15 protein-coding genes are annotated in these 16,171 nt (G+C 73.8%); 5 read left to right on the forward strand and 10 right to left on the reverse strand.

The genetic code is table 11. The features are described from left to right. Positions 1–322 precede the first annotated feature (322 nt). Both ACZ7IF_RS19665 and afsR read right to left on the reverse strand, forming a co-directional pair. Entirely contained in the window at positions 323–523 is a 201-nt protein-coding gene (locus tag ACZ7IF_RS19665; protein WP_470972761.1) for a hypothetical protein, read from the reverse strand. 211 nt (positions 524–734) lie between these two features. Further along, a complete protein-coding gene (gene afsR, locus ACZ7IF_RS19670; protein ID WP_470972763.1) occupies positions 735–3,761 on the reverse strand; it encodes an SARP-family global regulator AfsR in 3,027 nt (1,008 codons plus the stop codon). 165 nt (positions 3,762–3,926) lie between these two features. Here afsR and ACZ7IF_RS19675 point away from each other — a divergent pair, with 165 nt between their 5' ends. Further along, positions 3,927–5,147 (forward strand): amidohydrolase family protein, encoded by a 1,221-nt coding sequence (locus ACZ7IF_RS19675; protein WP_470972765.1) that lies wholly within the window; start codon positions 3,927–3,929, stop codon positions 5,145–5,147. Positions 5,148–5,232: 85 nt separating this feature from the next. On the opposite strand, the gene ACZ7IF_RS19680 is transcribed toward ACZ7IF_RS19675, so the two are convergent. Beyond that, the gene (locus ACZ7IF_RS19680) at positions 5,233–6,339 is read right to left on the reverse strand and encodes an alpha/beta fold hydrolase (protein ID WP_470972767.1); all 1,107 of its coding nucleotides are present in this window, start codon (positions 6,337–6,339) and stop codon (positions 5,233–5,235) included. A gap of 736 nt (positions 6,340–7,075) precedes the next feature. On the opposite strand from ACZ7IF_RS19680, the gene ACZ7IF_RS19685 reads away from it, so the two are divergent. Continuing rightward, positions 7,076–7,660, forward strand: a complete 585-nt coding sequence (locus ACZ7IF_RS19685) for a class I SAM-dependent methyltransferase (protein ID WP_470972769.1) — start codon at positions 7,076–7,078, stop codon at positions 7,658–7,660. A gap of 3 nt (positions 7,661–7,663) precedes the next feature. Here ACZ7IF_RS19685 and ACZ7IF_RS19690 read toward each other — a convergent pair whose 3' ends face one another. Then, on the reverse strand, positions 7,664–7,990 hold the full coding sequence (locus ACZ7IF_RS19690) for a hypothetical protein (protein WP_470972771.1): 327 nt from the start codon (positions 7,988–7,990) through the stop codon (positions 7,664–7,666). Between the two features lie 718 nt (positions 7,991–8,708). Between ACZ7IF_RS19690 and ACZ7IF_RS19695 the strand changes: the two genes are divergently transcribed. After that, positions 8,709–9,548 carry a trypsin-like serine peptidase gene (locus tag ACZ7IF_RS19695; RefSeq protein WP_470972773.1) on the forward strand — a complete coding sequence of 280 codons (840 nt, stop codon included), beginning with the start codon at positions 8,709–8,711 and terminating at the stop codon, positions 9,546–9,548. A gap of 127 nt (positions 9,549–9,675) precedes the next feature. Then, complete coding sequence (locus ACZ7IF_RS19700) at positions 9,676–10,164, forward strand: hypothetical protein (RefSeq protein WP_470972775.1); 489 nt, start codon at positions 9,676–9,678, stop codon at positions 10,162–10,164. Here the strand turns inward: ACZ7IF_RS19700 and ACZ7IF_RS19705 are convergent. After that, on the reverse strand, positions 10,154–11,032 hold the full coding sequence (locus tag ACZ7IF_RS19705) for a LysR family transcriptional regulator (RefSeq protein WP_470972777.1): 879 nt from the start codon (positions 11,030–11,032) through the stop codon (positions 10,154–10,156). The genes ACZ7IF_RS19700 and ACZ7IF_RS19705 overlap by 11 nt on opposite strands. A gap of 69 nt (positions 11,033–11,101) precedes the next feature. Between ACZ7IF_RS19705 and ACZ7IF_RS19710 the strand changes: the two genes are divergently transcribed. Beyond that, complete coding sequence (locus ACZ7IF_RS19710; protein WP_470972779.1) at positions 11,102–12,022, forward strand: EamA family transporter; 921 nt, start codon at positions 11,102–11,104, stop codon at positions 12,020–12,022. Between the two features lie 26 nt (positions 12,023–12,048). Here ACZ7IF_RS19710 and ACZ7IF_RS19715 read toward each other — a convergent pair whose 3' ends face one another. From ACZ7IF_RS19715 to ACZ7IF_RS19735, 5 genes are all read right to left on the reverse strand, one after another. Further along, a complete protein-coding gene (locus ACZ7IF_RS19715; protein ID WP_470972781.1) occupies positions 12,049–12,489 on the reverse strand; it encodes an NUDIX hydrolase in 441 nt (146 codons plus the stop codon). 74 nt (positions 12,490–12,563) lie between these two features. After that, positions 12,564–13,802: an ABC transporter permease gene (locus ACZ7IF_RS19720; RefSeq protein ID WP_470972783.1), complete on the reverse strand. Its 1,239-nt coding sequence runs from the start codon at positions 13,800–13,802 to the stop codon at positions 12,564–12,566. Beyond that, on the reverse strand, positions 13,802–14,500 hold the full coding sequence (locus ACZ7IF_RS19725; RefSeq protein WP_470972785.1) for an ABC transporter ATP-binding protein: 699 nt from the start codon (positions 14,498–14,500) through the stop codon (positions 13,802–13,804). Before ACZ7IF_RS19725 ends, ACZ7IF_RS19720 begins: the two co-directional genes overlap by 1 nt. After that, positions 14,497–15,663: a peptidoglycan-binding protein gene (locus ACZ7IF_RS19730; RefSeq protein ID WP_470972787.1), complete on the reverse strand. Its 1,167-nt coding sequence runs from the start codon at positions 15,661–15,663 to the stop codon at positions 14,497–14,499. Before ACZ7IF_RS19730 ends, ACZ7IF_RS19725 begins: the two co-directional genes overlap by 4 nt. Beyond that, positions 15,648–16,139, reverse strand: a complete 492-nt coding sequence (locus tag ACZ7IF_RS19735) for a hypothetical protein (protein WP_470972789.1) — start codon at positions 16,137–16,139, stop codon at positions 15,648–15,650. Before ACZ7IF_RS19735 ends, ACZ7IF_RS19730 begins: the two co-directional genes overlap by 16 nt. Positions 16,140–16,171: the final 32 nt, after the last annotated feature.

The raw sequence follows: 16,171 nt of genomic DNA on the forward strand, positions 1-16,171 counted from the left end.
GGCCTCCGCCAGTGCCCGGCACACCTCGACGGTGTCGCGCACGAATACGGCCGGCACCTCCGGGCCTACCCCCCCCCCCACCCCACCCCCCTCCCCCCCCCCCCCTCCCCCCCCCCCCCCCCCCCCCCCCCCCCCCCGCGCTCGTTCCCCCGTGCGGACGGCCCCGAATTCCCCCGAATCCCCCGTGGGCCGTCCGTCCTTGCGTTCTTCCCCCGTACGCCCCCCGAGCGGTTCCCCCGTACGTCCCCCGTACGACCGCTCAAGGGCCCCCGTACGCTTCCCCCCGTACGTGTCCCCCGTACGCCGTGCCGTGCTCCCGGTGTTACGGGCGCGGGCCGGACGCGTGGTTGTCGAGCGAGACGATCTCCTCGCCGGAAGCGTGGTTGTCGTCCGGAGTCTCCCCGGGCTTGACCACCGGCGGTTCCGCGGGAAGCCCCCGCGGGTCGATCTCGGCGCCCGAAGCGTGGTTGTCGAACGGTCTGATGTCCCCGTCGAGCGGCAGGCTGTTCTCGTTCGTCGTCATCTCGGCTCTCCTGATCCTGAGTCGGGCCCGTGGTGGGTCGGTCCCGTTCGGCGGTTCCCCCGTGGACCGCCGAACGGGTAGTCCTCCAACCGGCCCGGTTGCCCCCCGAAGCGCCGGGTCGATGTACCTATCGTGGCGCGCGGCGATAAACGAACGATGAACGTCCACGTCCATCGCCGGACGGGCCGCCGGCCGCCCGGAACGGAGCAGGTCAGGCGGCCAGTTCCGATGCCAGCAGGGCCCGCACCTCGCCCAGTTCGGCCGACCCGAGCTGCGCGAAGACCGTCTCCGCGTCCCGCCAGCACGCCCGCGCCCGGTCCGGCTGGCCCAGCCGCCGCAGCGCCTTGCCCAGGACCGTCAGCACGGTGGCCCGGCGCCACTCCCCGCCGATGCCGCGCAGCGCGATCGCCTGCTCGGCGTGCTTGGCGGCCAGCGTGGGCCGCTGCGCCGCCAGGTGGGCCTCGGCGAGCCGGAAGTGCGTGACGCCCTCCCACAGCGGCTGCCGGTTGTCGTGGAACAGCGACAGGGCCTCGCCGAGCTGCGCCAGCGCCTCACCGAGCCGGCCGGCCTGGGTGAGGGCGATGCCGAGCGCGTAGCGGCCGTTGGCCAGGCGCAGCGTCAGCCCCATCCGGTCGTAGACGGCGATGCCCTGCCGGGCCAGGTCGATGGCGCTGCCGAGGCGGCCCAGGCCGACGTGGATGCGGGAGAGGTTGCACAGGGCGCTCGCCTCGCCGATGTGGTTGTCGTCGGCGCGGAAGCTCTCTATGGCCTCCAGCAGGTAGCGCTCGCCGTCCTCGTAGCGCTTCTCGTAGAGGGCGATGATCCCCCGGTCGTTGGGCGCCCAGCAGCTGGGCAGCGGGTCGCCCGCCTCGCGGGCCAGCTCCATGGCCTGGCGGGCCTGGTCGTCGGCCTCGGCGAAGCGGCCGGCGAACAGGTGGACCATGGTCAGGGTGGTGCGCGCCCGGCCCTCGGCGCGCGGGTCCCGTGCGGCGCGGGCGGCCTCGCACAGGGTCAGCGCGGCGGACTCGTACTGCTTGGAGTTGGCGCCGGACTCGGAGAGGTCCTTGGCCGCCCACAGCAGGTCCACGGCCCGGCGCAGGGCGCCCGGCCGGCCGGCGGACTGGCGTACGCAGGCGAGCAGCGGGTCGGCCTCGGCGAAGAGCCAGTCCAGGGCGGCGCGGGGGTCGGAGAGGACCAGGCCGGGGTGGCGGGTGGCGCTGAGGTGGGCGGGGAGCCGGTCCCCGGGGCGCTCCACGGAGTACACGCGGGCGGCGGTGGCGAGGTAGAAGTCGAGGAGCCGGTCGAGGGCGTCCGCACGGCCGGCGGGCTGTTCGTCGCGTTCGGCGCACGCACGCGCGTAGAGGCGTACGAGGTCGTGGAAGCGGTAGCGGCCGGGGGCGGCGGATTCCAGCAGGGAGCAGTCGACTAAAGCCTCCAGGAGGTCCTCGGTGTCGTGCTCCGGGAGGTCGAGCACGGCGGCCGCGGCGGCGAGGGAGACGTCGGGGCCGTCGGCGAGTCCGAGGAGGCGGAAGGCGCGCTGCTGGGCGGGTTCCAGCTGGCCGTAGCCGAGCTCGAAGGTGGCCTTGACGGCGAGGTCGCCGGCCTGGAGCTCGTCGAGGCGGCGGCGCTCGTCGGCGAGCTTGGCGGCGAGGACGGAGACGGTCCAGGTGCGGCGGGCGGCGAGCCGGGACGCGGCGATGCGGATGGCGAGCGGCAGGAAGCCGCAGGCGCCGACGACGTCGAGGGCGGCCTGCCGTTCGGCGCCGACGCGTTCGGCGCCGACGATGCGGGTGAACAGCTGTAGGGCCTCCTCGGGGCTCATCACGTCGAGGTCGACGAGATGGGCCCCGGCGAGGCCCGACATCCGGACCCGGCTGGTGACGAGGGCGGCGCAGCCGGCGGTGCCGGGCAGCAGCGGCCGGACCTGGGCGGCGTCCCGGGCGTTGTCGAGCAGGACCAGGACGCGGCGGCCGTCGAGGATCGACCGGTAGAGCGCGGCCCGGTCGGCGGGGGAGTCGGGGATGGAGCTGTCGGGGGTGCCGAGGGCCCGCAGGAAGGAGCCGAGGACGGCTTCGGGGAGGGCGGGCCGGGGTTCGGTGCCCTGGAGGTCGACGTAGAGCTGCCCGTCGGGGAAGTGCGGCCGGGCGGCGTGGGCGACGTGCACGGCGAGGGTGGTCTTCCCGACGCCGCCGATGCCGGCCAGCGCGGAGACGGCCATGACCTGCCCGTCGGCGCCGGCGAGGATCTCCCCGAGTTCGGCGACGAAGGGGGCGCGGCCGGTGAAGTCGGGGACGGTGGCGGGCAATTGGGCGGGCCTCACGGGTACGGGCGCGGCGCTGGGGGCGGGGTCCTCGGCGCGGGCGAGCTCGGCGTCGGCGTTCAGGATCCGCTGCTGGAGCGCGGACAGCTCGGGGCGCGGGTCGACGCCGAGCTCCTCGGCGAGGAGCCGGCGGGTGTCCGCGTACACGGCGAGGGCCTCGGCCTGCCGGCCGCTGCGGTAGAGGGCGAGCATCAGCAGCTCGCGCAGCCGCTCCTGGAGGGGGTGGGCGGCGGTGAGGGCGGTGAGCTCGGAGACGGCCTCGGCGTGGTGGCCGACTTCGAGGTCGAGGTCGAGGCGGGTCTCCAGCAGCTGGAGGCGCCATTCGGACAGGCGGGTGCGCTCGGTCTCGGCGTGCGGGCCGGGGACCCCGGCGAGGGGTTCGCCGTCCCACATCTCCAGGGCGCGGGCCAGCAGCGTACGGGCGAGGGCGCGGTCGCCGGCGGCGCGGGCCTTCTCGGCGTCGGCGGCCAGGCTGCGGGCGATGCCGAGGTCCAGGGCCTCCTGGTGGCGCAGCCGGATGGCGTAGCCGCCGGCGTCGCTGACGAGCAGTCCGGGTTCGAGCACCTTGCGCAGCCGGGAGGCGTAGGTGCGGATGGTGGCGAGGGCCTGCTGCGGGGGGTCCTCGCCCCAGATGGCGTCGATCAGCTCGGGCGCGGTGGCGGTGCGGCCGTCGCGCAGCAGCAGTACGGCGAGCAGGGCGCGCTGCTGGGGGCTGCCGGAGGGCAGTGCCTCGGCGCCGCGCCAGGCGCGGACGGGGCCGAGGACGGCGAAGCGGTCGTCGGCGGGGGCGGGGGTTCCGGGGGCGTCGGGGGGTGCGGGCGCGGGGGAGTCCGGCGCGGTGCCGTTGTCGGTGCCGCTGCGGGACCGGGCCGCTCCGGGGCTGTTCCGCTGGTGCGGGATGGGCGGTACGCCGTCCATCTGTCGTCCCCCCTGCCTTCCGTCGGTTTAAGGGTCAGTCTGCCCTGTGTTGCACGTACAAGTCAGCCCGCAGCGGAGCCAACCACTCCTGGCCGAAGCGCGACCACGGCGGGACTGCGGCGGGAATAGCTGACGGTTCGTCAGTTCAGCGCTACGGTAGAGCGCATGGAGACCTTCCCAAAGATCATCTCGGTGGACGACCACACGGTTGAGCCCCCCAACGTCTGGCGGGATCGGCTCCCGTCCAAGTACCGCGACACCGGCCCCCGGATCGTCCGCGCCCCCCTCAAGGAAATGACCTTCCTCGGCGGCAAGTTCGCGCCCGTCATGGGCGCCAAGGGCGACGAGGGCCCGGTCGGCGACTGGTGGGTGTACGAGGACCTGCACCGGCCGCTCACCCGCCTCGACACCGCGGTGGGGTACGACCGTGACGAGATCAAACTGGAAGTCATCACCTACGAGCAGATGCGCCCGGGCTCCTTCTCGGTTCCCGAGCGCCTCGCCGACATGGACGTCAACCACGTCCAGTCCGCCCTCTGCTTCCCCACCTTCCCCCGCTTCTGCGGCCAGACCTTCACCGAGGCCAAGGACCGCGAGCTCGGGCTGCTCGGCGTGCGCGCGTACAACGACTGGATGGTGGAGGAGTGGTGCGGGCCCGAAGCGCGGGGCCGCCTCGTTCCGCTGACCCTGATCCCGCTGTGGGACGCACGCCTCGCCGCGGAGGAAGTGCGCAGGAACGCCGCCCGGGGCGTGCGCGCCGTCGCCTTCTCCGAGATACCGCCGCACCTGGGGCTGCCGTCGATCCACACGGACGAGTGGGACCCGTTCCTGCGGGCGTGCGACGAGACCGGCACGGTCATCGCCATGCACATCGGCTCCTCGTCGCGCATGCCCTCCACCTCGGCGGACGCCCCGCCGGCCGTGGGCTCCACCATCACCTTCGCCAACTGCTGCTTCTCGATGGTGGACTGGCTGATGAGCGGCAAGTTCGAGCGCTTCCCGAACCTGAAGATCATGTACGCCGAGGGCCAGATCGGGTGGATCCCCTACATCCTGGAGCGCGCGAACGTGGTCTGGGAGGAGAACCGCGGCTGGGGCGGCGTCGCCGACAAGGTCCACCGCCCGCCGTCCGAGCTCTTCGCGGAGCACGTCTACGGCTGCTTCTTCGACGACGCCTTCGGGCTGCGCAACCTGGACGCCATCGGAGTGGGCAACGTCCTCTACGAGACGGACTACCCGCACTCGGACTCCACCTGGCCGAAGTCGAGGGAGGTCGGCGAGGCCCAGATGGGCCACCTGGACCCGGAGGTGGTGGACCGCATCGTGCGCGGCAACGCGATCGACCTGCTGGGGCTCACGGCGGACGGGCTCTGGGCGGGGGCCTGAGGGAACGGAAGGGGGGGGGGGGGGGGGGGGGGGGGCCCCCCCCCCCCCCCCCCCCCCCCCCCCTTCCGTTCCGGCGACGCGCGGGTCAGGCGGTGGCGCGGGCGGCCGTCACCGCCGGGCGGACGTGGGTCAGGAGCAGCTCCAGGAAGCGCTCCGGGTGGCGCAGCGCCGCGAAGTGGCTCGCGTCCTCGATCAGCTCGAACGCCTTCACCGGCGCCTCGACCGCGTCGAAGTACGCCTTCGCCCGCGCCGTCGGGGTGATCACGTCCCGGGCACCCTGGAAGACGAAGAACGGCATCTCGAACCGCGTCCCGTCGGCCCAGACGTCGATGTCGTGGGAGCCGGGGGTGACGGACTCCGAGAAGCCCTGGGCCTTGAAGTACGCCGCGATCCGCTTGAGGGAGTACAGCGGGGACAGCCACATCGAACCCAGGATCACCTTCTTCACGGTGTCCAGCGTCAGCGGGTCGCTGCCCGCGCACAGCTTGTCGTACGCGGTCCGCTGCTTCGGGGTCCACCGGCGCGGGTCCGGGCCCATCGCCTCCACCGTCGCCACGCCCTTGGCCTTGCCGGCCGCCCGGAGCCGGTCGAGGGTGGCGTCGTAGGCGGAGGTGTCGCGGCCCGCCTCCAGGACGTTCTGGTCGGTGCCGACGTACGCCGAGTAGAGCTCGGGGTGGTTGCGGGCCAGGCGGAGCCCGAAGACCGTGCCGAAGGAACTCGGCATGAGGATGACGCGGTCGACGCCGAGGCGCTCGCGGACGTGATGGGTGACCTCCAGGGCGTCGGCGTAGAGCCGCTCGAAGGTCGTCTCCCCGCCCTGGGCGGCCGCGCCGCCGTTGGCGAAGGTCAGGCCGGCGCCGCGCATGTCCCACCGGACGAGGGTGAAGTGCCGCTCCCAGGGCCGGGTACGGGCCCCGTAGGGGGAGTTGGCCGCACCGGGACCGCCGTGGATCTCCAGCAGCACCGGGTTCGCCCGGTCCTCGCCCCGGACCGAGATCCACTGGTCGATCCCGCCGATGCGGACGAACCCCTGCTCGTCGACGCCGTTCGGCGTCCCGATCCGCATCAGGCGCGCGTTGGCGGCCCGGCGGAGGGCGCGGTGGGCGAGGAGGGCGGCGACGGGCGCGGTGAGGGCGGCGGCGGTGATGGCGGCGGTGATGGTGGCGGTGGCGGTGGTGGTGGCGTCGAGCATTACTGTTTCCCCCGGACGCTGTTTGGCTGTTGGGGGGGAGCATACGTGAAAACGGGGGGTTGTAAAGGGTGTTGGGGGCGGTTGGGCGGGGGTGGGGGCGGGGCGGGGGTGGGGGCGGGCTCCCCTTGGCCCGTCTCAGGGAGGGCTTGGGGGCTTCCCGTCAGTCCCATCGTCCTTCCGGTTCGGGCCGGTCCCTCAAGGGCGCTCCCTTCGGTCGCGTCACTGCGTGATCGCCTTCGGCGACCCTTGACCGACCGTCCCGCCCCGGAAAGCCGAAAGACTGCCGGGAAACCCCCAAAAGAACGGCACGGTCGATGGTGGGAGGGACGGGTCTCTCAGCGATGAGGCGAGGGGACGGGCCATGCCCCGCCGGGCATCCGGGCCCTCAGCAGCCGAGATCCCGGGCCGGGGCGCGACTACCCGCACCAAATGACGATCAGAGCCCCTTGCGGAGCGCCCAGGCGCAGCAGATCGCTACGCGCTCCTCGGATTTCAGCGTCCGGCGGCCGTCCGGGGCCGATGCCCGCACCAGATGCTGATCAGAGCGCTGCGGGAAGCCGACGGGCGCGACGGATCGCTACGCGCTCCTCTTGTCTCGGCGGCTGGCGGCCGTCCGGGGCTGATACCCGCACTGGAGGGCGGGTGGAGCGGGGCGGGAAGCGGGTGGGCGCGACGGATCGCCATAGGGTGCCTTGTCGTGGACAGCGAAATGGGTGGGGAAATGGGTGGGGAGACGTTGGCCAGTACCGCCGGATACGCCGAGGCGGCCGAGGCGTTGGCCGAGCAGTACGAGAGCGTGACCTTCGCCGAGGTTCACCGTGAGGTCCTGCACCTGTTTCCCTCCCGGCCGAGCTCGATCCTGGACGTCGGGGCGGGGAGCGGGCGTGACGCGGCGGCTCTGGCCGCCCAGGGACACCGTGTCGTCGCCGCAGAACCGACGGCTGAGCTGCGCGAGTTGGGCCGGGGAATCCACGCGGGCCGGGAGATCGAGTGGGTTGATGACGCACTCCCCGAGCTGTCCGGCCTGGAGGGGCGCCGCTTCGACCTCGTCCTGTTGACGGCCGTCTGGATGCATCTCGACGAAGGGGAGCGTGTCTCCGCCATGGCCCGGCTGGCCGCCCTGCTTGAGCGCGAGGGCCGGGTCGTACTCTCCCTGCGCCACGGGCCGGTCCCGGCCGGCCGTCGGATGTTCGCCGTCTCCGCGAGGGAGACAATCGACCTCGCCGACAGGTACGGGCTGTCCGTCGTGCACCTGGCCGAGCGGGAGGACCCGCACGGACGCCCCGGGGTGTCCTGGACCTATCTCGGCTTCCGGGCCTGACGGTCAGGTCCAGCCCGTGGCGGCGCGGATCAGGTCGCGCTCCTCGGGTGTGGGGAGGCGGAACTCCAGGCGGTCGCCGTACCAGTCGAGGATTCCTTGGCGGAGCTCGGCGGCCATGTCGTCCAGCTCGTTGGTCTCGAACATGTCGTTCGCGTCCGCCGGACGGCCCGGTGCCGACGTCTGGAAGCGGATGACCTGGATGTGGTCGAAGACCTCCCCGCCCCGGTCGTAGCTGAGCTCCCCCGCAGTGATGCGCAGGTAGAACACCACCCCCTCGGCGTCCTCACCGATGCCCAGGACACCGTCCAGATCCGCGTACTTCCCGCTCACGTGCCCATTGTCCTCCAGTGCGGGTATCAGCCCCGGACGGTCGCCGGACGCCGAGACGGGAGGAGCGCGTAGCGATCTGCCGCGCCCGTCCGCTTCCCACAGCGCTCTGATCAACATTTGATGCGGGTATCAGCCCCGGACGGTCGTCGGACGCTGAGACGGGAGGAGCGCGTAGCGATCCGTCGCGCCCGTCCGCTTCCCACAGCGCTCTGATCAGCATGTGGTGCGGGCATCGGCCCCGGACGGTCGCCGGACGCTGAAATCCGAGGAGCGCGTAGCGATCTGCTGCGCCTGGGCGCTCCCCGGGCCGCTCTGGTCGACATGTGGTGCGGGTAGCCGCGCCCCTGGTTCGGAATCTCGAACGCTGAGGGCCCGGATGCCCGGCGGGCCGGGGCCCGTCCCCTCGCCTCATCGCTGAGAGACCCGTCCCTCCCACCATCGACCGTGCCGTTCTTTTGGGGGTTTCCCGGCAGTCTTTCGGCTTTCCGGGGCGGGACGGTCGGTCAAGGGTGGCCGAAGGCCATCGCGTAGCGACGCGACGAAGGAGCGCCCTTGAGGGACCGGCCCGACACGGAAGGACGATGGGACTGACGGGAAACCCCCGAACCCTCCCTGATTCGGCCAGGCTGATTCCCGCCAACCCGACCCCGCCCAGCCCTCGGGCCTTGCACCTTGGCATGTCCGCGGGGCATGCTCGCCAGGGCAAGCGGGAGGGATCATGGCGGTGGACAAGCGGTCCGTGGTGACGGCGGTGCTGTGCGCGCTGGCGGCGCTGGGTGCCTCTGCGGCGGTGGCCGAGTTGGTGCCGCCCCCCGAAGGGGCTGCTCCGGTGCGGGCCAAGTCCGCCCTGCCCTCGGCGTCGCCGACCGGGCCGTCGCGGGCGCAGGTGTCCAAGCCGCAGCTCGCCACGCCTCCGCCGGCCGCCGCGAGCCCCCAGCCCGGCGGGCCCGTCGCGTTCACCGGGGCCCTCTTCACCGGAGGCCTGGACGGGGAGCACTTCTGCACCGCCACCGTCGTGCGCAGCCCCGGCAAGAACATGATCGTCACCGCCGGCCACTGCCTGATGGAGGGCAAGCAGACCGGCGGCAAGGGCGCCGTGTTCGCACCCGGGTACGTGAACGGCACGGCCCCGTACGGGGTGTGGAAGATCGAGGAGGTCTTCGAGGACGAGCGCTGGGCCGAGGGCACCGACGACGACTATGACCTCGCCTTCGCCCGCCTCGCCCCCGACGACAAGGGCCGCACCGTCGAGGCCGTCACCGGCGCCGCGCCCCTGGACACCTCCGGCCGCGCGGGCGAGGAGGTCACGGTGACGGGTTACCCCGCCGACCGCAAGGTTCCGCGTACCTGCACGGCGGTCGCCGTACGCACCGGCGAGCGGCAGCAGCGCTTCGACTGCTCCGACTTCCCGGGCGGTACCAGCGGAAGTGCCTGGATCGGCCGCGACGGGAAGATCATCGGCATCCTGACCGGCGGGGACACGGACGACGTCTCCACGAGCACGGTCCTCGGCGACTACGCCGCCAAGCTCTACGCGCGGGCCACCGGGCAGCGCTGATCCGGGGCCGATCAGGGGAAGCGCCGACGCAGTCGGCGCGCCGTCCCCACGTCCGGCGTGACCGTCTCGGGATCCTGTCCGCGGCGGTGCCGGGCCCGTCCGGCCCGCCCGGACGAAAGGCAGCACCTTGAAGCTCCCCCGGAAGCTCGCGACGATCGGCAGCGCCGCCCTGGCGGCAGTACTTCTCGGCGGTGGCAGTGCCCACGCGGACGGAGAGAGCCTGCTCTCCCTCCTCGGCAATCCGTCGGTCGTCCTCGCCTGCTTCCCCTCGGGCCAGGTCGGGCAGGGCAACACCTTCACCGGCACCCAGAACGTCAACTGTGGTCAGTCCGCGTCGACTTCGACGAGCAACTCCGGAATCGCCGGCTACGAGGTGGTCACCGGCGGGTTCGTTTCCGGCCCGAACTGGCTCAACAGGGCGGTGATCGATTGCCCTGCCGGCAAGCGGGTGCTCGGCGGCGGGGTGACGGTGACCAGCGGTGACCCCATCTACCTGGACGTGCGCGAGTCCGGTCCCTCGGCGGACGGCACGTCGTGGCACGTCACCGCAGAGAACGCCACGGAGAACAACGTCAGGGGTGACTTCTACGCCATCTGCGCCGACGTCAGCTCCTGAGGTCCCGGTCCGTCTCCCCGCCCAGGATCTCGCGCGCCAGGGCGAGCAGGTCCGGTACGGCCGGGTGGACCGGGCCCTCGCGCCAGGCGAGGGCGACGGGGACCGGCGGGGCGTCGGCCAGGGGGCGGTAGACCAGCGACGGGTGCGCGTGGTTGCTGGGGGTCGCCGATGTGGTGACGCCCAGGGCGCGGCCGGCGGCGATGGCCATGAGCCACTCGTCGGTGTTGGCCACCTCGATCACCGGCGCGGGCCGGCCCGTCGCGGGCCACAGGTCCAGGGTCGTGGTGCCGGAGACGGTGTTCAGGACGATGGGGCGGGCCGCGAGGTCCGCCAGGGTGACGCGGGGGAGTGCGGCCAGCGGGCTGCCCGCCGGGATGACCGCCACCCGCTCCTCCGTCAGCAGCAGTGCCGTGCGCAGCCCGGGCGCGGTGACGGCGCCGCGCAGCAGGGCCGCGTCGACCTTGCCCTGCGTGAGGCCGGCCGTGGGGTCGTCGACGCGGAGCAGCTCCAGCGGGACGTCCGGGCGGGACTCGTCCCAGCGGCGCAGCAGCGGGATGGTGTGGTCGCCGAGCGCCGCCCAGGTGTGGCCCAGGCGCAGCGGCCAGCTCCGCAGTCCGCCGGGGTCGAGGGCGGCGTCCACGGCGGCGACGGCGGCGCGGGCCTTGTCGCGGAACGTACGGCCCTGCGCGGTCAGCTCCAGGTGGTGCGTGGAGCGGTCGACGAGGCGGGTGCCGAGGTGGTCCTCCAGCCGGCGCAGGGTGCGGGACAGCGCGGGCTGGCTCAGGTGGAGGCGGGCGGCGGCGCGGGTGATGTTGCCCTCGTCGGCGATGGCGAGGAAGGCGCGCAGGTGCCGCAGCTCGATGGTCATGCCTGGGGAGCATAACCGGGTGCCATTCGGCATTTCACACGGCACGGCCCGGTTCCTAGCGTGAATCCCATGACCTCCACGACCTCCACGACCTCCGCCATGACGTCTTCCCCCACCACCTCGGCGCGCCTGCTCCGCCACCCCGCCGGCCGCGGCACCCTCGGCGGTGTCGGGCTGGTGCTGGCCGGGACGCTGTCGGTCCAGTTCGGGTCGGCCTTCGCCGCGCTGCTGTTCCCCCGGGCCGGGGCCCTGGGGACGGTCGCGCTGCGGGTGGCCTTCGCCGCGGTGCTGCTGTTCGCCGTCGCCCGGCCCCGGCTGCGCGGGTACGCGCGCGGCGACTGGGCGGTGGCCGTCGGCTTCGGCCTGGCCCTCGGCGGGATGAACCTGCTCTTCTACCAGGCCATCGACCGCATCCCGCTGGGCGCGGCGGTGACCTTCGAGGTGCTCGGGCCGCTGCTGCTGTCGGTGGTGGTCTCGCGGCGCGCGGCGAGCATGCTGTGGGCCGCGCTCGCGCTGGCCGGGGTGTTCCTGCTGGGCCGGGGCGGCTTCGCCGGACTGGGCGCGTCGGGCGTGGCGTTCGCGCTGGGCGCCGGCGCGATGTGGGCGGCGTACATCGTCTTCAACGCCCGGGCGGGCGCCCGTTTCCCGCGCCTGGACGGCCTCGCGATCGCGATGGCCGTAGCCGCCCTGGTCAGCCTGCCGCTCGGCATCGGGTCGGCGGGCACGACCCTGCTGGAGCCGGGCGTGCTGGCCCTGGGCCTGGCGATCGCGGTGATGAGCTCGGGGGTGCCGTACACCCTGGAGCTGCTCGCCCTGCGCAGGCTGCCCGCGGCCACCTTCGCGGTACTGGCCAGTCTGTCCCCGGCCGTCGCGGCGGCGGCCGGCTACCTGGTGCTGGACCAGGGGCTCTCGCCCGTCCAGTGCGCGGCGATCGGGCTCGTCGTCGTGGCGAGCGCGGGCGCGGTGCGTACGGGCGGGCGCGACCGCTGAGGACCGGGGGCGCCGGGGCGCCGGGGTCAGGCGAGCAGCCCCAGGTGGACCGGCTCGGCGGGGGTGCGGGCGAGGAGGTCCGGCAGGCGCGGGGGCCAGAGGGGTTCGCCGAGGCCGGCCAGGCGCTCCGGGGAGAGCCACTGCCAGTGGATGCCGGGTTCTTCGAGCACCGGCTCGCGGCGGGGGCCGGTGGTGACGTAGATGTGCTCGTGCTGGCGGACCGGGATGCCCTGGTGGGTGAAGTCGTGCTCCCAGGTGCACAGCAGCCGTTGCGGCTCCAGGTCGGTCCAGCCGGTCTCCTCGCGCAGCTCGCGCCGCACGCACTCCTCCGGGGTCTCGCCCGGGTCGATCCCGCCGCCCGGGGGCAGCCAGTGGATCCCGACTTCTACGTTGTTCTCGCGGAACAGGAACACCGATCCGCTGGGGGAGAGGACGACAATGCGGGCTGCCTGACGCGGAGTTCTCATCAGATCAGGGTAAGTCGGGCGGTACCGGGACGGGAGGGGTCGGTTGCACCCCGCGGGCTGCGACCGACCCCTCCCTACGCCGCCTGGAGCGCCAGGGTCGGGCTCAGGCGGGCCGCGCGGACCGCCGGGTAGAGGCCCGCCAGGGTGCCGATGGCCAGGGTGGCCGCGAAGCCGCCGCTGACCGCCCACGGCGGGACCACCCAGGGCAGGTCGCCGGCCCGGGCGTAGACCCCCGTGGCGGCCCCGCCCAGGGCGATGCCCGCCAGGCCCCCGAGGCCGGACAGCAGCAGGGACTCGGTGACGAACTGGATCCGGATCTGCCCCTTCGTGGCGCCGAGCGAGCGGCGCAGGCCGATCTCGTGGCGGCGTTCCAGCACCGAGATGATCATGGTGTTGGCGACGCCGACCCCGCCCACCAGGAGGGCGATGCCGCCCAGGCCGAGCAGGAGGGTGCTGAACGCGCCCTCCGTGGCCGCCTTCGCCTGGAGCGCGGCCGAGGGGTCGGTCACCGACACCGCGCTCGGGGTGCGGGGGTTGGCCGTCTGCGCGATCAGGGAGCGGACGGCGGCCACCCGGTCGTCCGCCGAGCGTTCGTAGACCGCCGTCGGGTGGCCGTCGAAGCCCAGCAGCCGTTCGGCCGCCTCCCAGCCGACCAGGGCCGAGCGTTCGATCTCCGGGGCCAGCGGGACGGGCGCGAGGATGCCGACGACCGTGAAGTGGCGTCCGCCGATGAACACTTGCTGCCCCGGCTCCGTGATGCCCAGCCGGCGCGCCGAGACGTGCCCGAGCACCACCGACGGGTAGCGGGCGGTGGCCGCGTTCAGCCAGCCGCCCCGGGCCACGGAGGCCCGCAGGGTGCCCAGCAGGTCGTCCTTGGCGGCCTTCAGCGCGATGCCGCCGGTCTCCTCCCGCGGGATGTTCTCCGAGCGGCGGACGGACTCCCCGACATCGCCGGTGGTCCCGACCGACTCGACCCCCGCGATGCGCGAGACCATCCCGGGGGCCTCCTTCGGGAGCTTCGTGTCCTGGCCCGAGAACATGGCGGGGGCCGGGGTGGCCACCAGCATGTTCGTGCCCAGCTCGTCGAGTTCCCGCAGCAGCTTGGCCTGGCTGGAGGAGGAGATGCCGACCACCGCGATCATCGTCGCGATGCCGATCGCGATGCCGAGCGCCGACAGGAACACCCGCACCGGGCGCGAGCGCAGCCCCGCCGACCCGGCGTGCAGGACGTCGCGCGGAGTGAGCCTGGGCGGCCGGAGCCGCGTACGGGTCCTCGTACGGTCCCGCGTACGGGTCTTCGTACGGCCGCCCATCACGCGGCCCCCGCCGGGCCCGTGTCCTCGACGACCTCGCCGTCGAGGATGCGCACCTGCCGGGGCAGGCTCGACGCGATCTCGCTGTCGTGGGTGATCACGGCGATGGTGGCCCCGTCCTCGTTCAGCTCGTGCAGCAGCTCCATCACCGACCGGCCCGACGCCGTGTCCAGCGCCCCCGTCGGCTCGTCGGCGAGCAGCAGGTCCGGTTCCCCCGCCACCGCGCGGGCGATGGCCACCCGCTGTTTCTGCCCGCCCGACAGCTCGTTGGGCCGGTGGTCCATCCGGTCGCCGAGTCCGACCCGCTCCAGCGCCCGCGCCGCCCGGCGGCCGCGCTCGGCCCGGGGGAGCCCGGAGTACAGCAGTCCCTCGGCGACGTTCGCCCGGGCGCTGAGGCCCGGCACCAGGTGGAAGGACTGGAACACGAAGCCGATGTGGCGCGAGCGCAGCGCCGACAGCGAACGGTCGGACAGCGCCGCGACGTCGTGGCCGGCGATCCGCACGGTGCCCGCGCTCGGCCGGTCCAGGGTGCCGACGATGTGCAGCAGGGTGGACTTGCCGGACCCCGACGGGCCGACGATGGCGAGGAGTTCCCCGCTCAGGACGGTCAGGCCGACCCCGCGCAGGGCCGTGACCCCGCCCGGGTACTCCTTGGTGACCCCGGCCAGTTCGACCACCGGGTGCGCGTGCCGCCTCACAGCTTGGGCACCCCCACCCGCATGCCCTCCGCGAGGCCGCCTCCGCTGACCTCGACGCGGCCCTTGCCGAACATGCCGAGCTCGACCTCGACCTCGCGGGCCCTGCCGTTCTCGACGACCTGGACGCCGAAGCCGCCGCCGGGGAGCGCGAGCAGCGCGTTCACCGGTACGGAGAGCACGCCGGTGCGGGTCTCGCCGGTCAGCTCCACCGACACGGGGGACTGTTCGGGGCCCTTGACCGAGCCGGGGTCGTCGAAGGTGACGCTCACGTCCACCTTGGCCTTCTTGTCGCCGCCGCTCCCGCCGCCTCCGCCCCCGCCGCTGCCTCCTGACCCGCCGGAGGAGCCCCCGCCGGAAGACCCCCCGTTCTGCTCGTCCGTGCCCGCCGTGCCGCCCACCGAGTCGACCTTCCCGGCCGCGCTGCCGCCGCCCGGCAGCCGTACCGTCACCCTGTCCCCGGCCTTGGCGGCGCCCGCCTTCGCCGCGTCCAGCTGGAAGCGGACGATCCGCTCGGTGCCGGTCACCGTCAGCACCGGCTTGCCCGGCCCCGGCTCGTCGCCGAGCGCCGCCTCCGTCCGCTTCACCCGCTGCGGGCCCGGGGCGAAGGCGATGTCCTCCCGCGCCACCTCGCCCGTCTCCGGCGCCTTGTGCGCCTTCTGCCAGCGCTTGACCGCCGCCGCCGTACCGGCCGTGAAGGTGCCGTCCTGCGCGTCCAGCCCCGTCCCGTGCCCGAGGGCGATCAGGTTCCGTTTCAGCTGCCGGACGTCCTCGCCCTTGTCCCCGGCCTTCAGCGCCCGGTACATCGGCACGGCCCCGTACAGCAGCCGCACCGCCTTCCCGTTGACCTCGAAGAGCGGACCGTCCCGCTCGACGGCCGACCCCTCGGCCGCGATCCGGGTGAGGACCCCCGGCCCGGGTGCGGTCAGCCTGCGCTCCTGCGCGTAGCCGAGGGTGCCGTCCACCTGGAGGCCCGAGGCGAGGTCGCCGCGCGTCACCGGGGCCGTCGCCGGAGGCAGCGCGTCGGCCGCGTCCTGCCGCCGGCCGCCGTCCTGCGGGGACTGCGCGAGGACGGCGTAGCCGCCGCCCGAGACGGCGAGTACCGCCGCCAGGGCGCCCACCAGCCACGTCCCGCGCCGCCGGGCCCCCATCAGGCCGCTTCGCACTTCTTCTGGGCCTCCTCGAAGGCCTTCTCCTGCCCCTTGGGGACCTCGATGCCGCTCTTCATGCCGCCGCTGTACTCGGGGTCCTTCAGGTCCACGCCGTTCTCGCGCATGCAGCGGACCCAGCGCAGCTCCTTGTCCTTCTGCTCCTGCGTCGGGCCCTCCCCGGAGCCGGGGGTGCGCATGCCGCAGGCCTTCATGGCCTCCTCCATCTTCTGCGGGTCCGCGCCGCCGCCGACGGTCATGCCGTTGGGGTTCTGGCCCGGCTTCGGGTCGGGGGCGTCTATCCCGTGCTCGCGCAGGCACTGGCGCGTCTTCACGGCGTTGTCGGCGTCGGCCCCGCCGCCCCCGTTGCCGCCGCCCCCGCTCGCGGAGCTTTCCTTGCCGCCGCCCGGGGTGCCGCCGTTCGTGCAGGCGGTGACGGAGAGGGCCAGCCCGGTGAGGGCCGCGGCCGTGGTCATGGTCAGGGATCGCTTCATGGGGCCGAGCGTGCGCGAAAGCGGTGTTTCGC

The organism is Streptomyces sp. NPDC037421 (genome assembly GCF_055602105.1).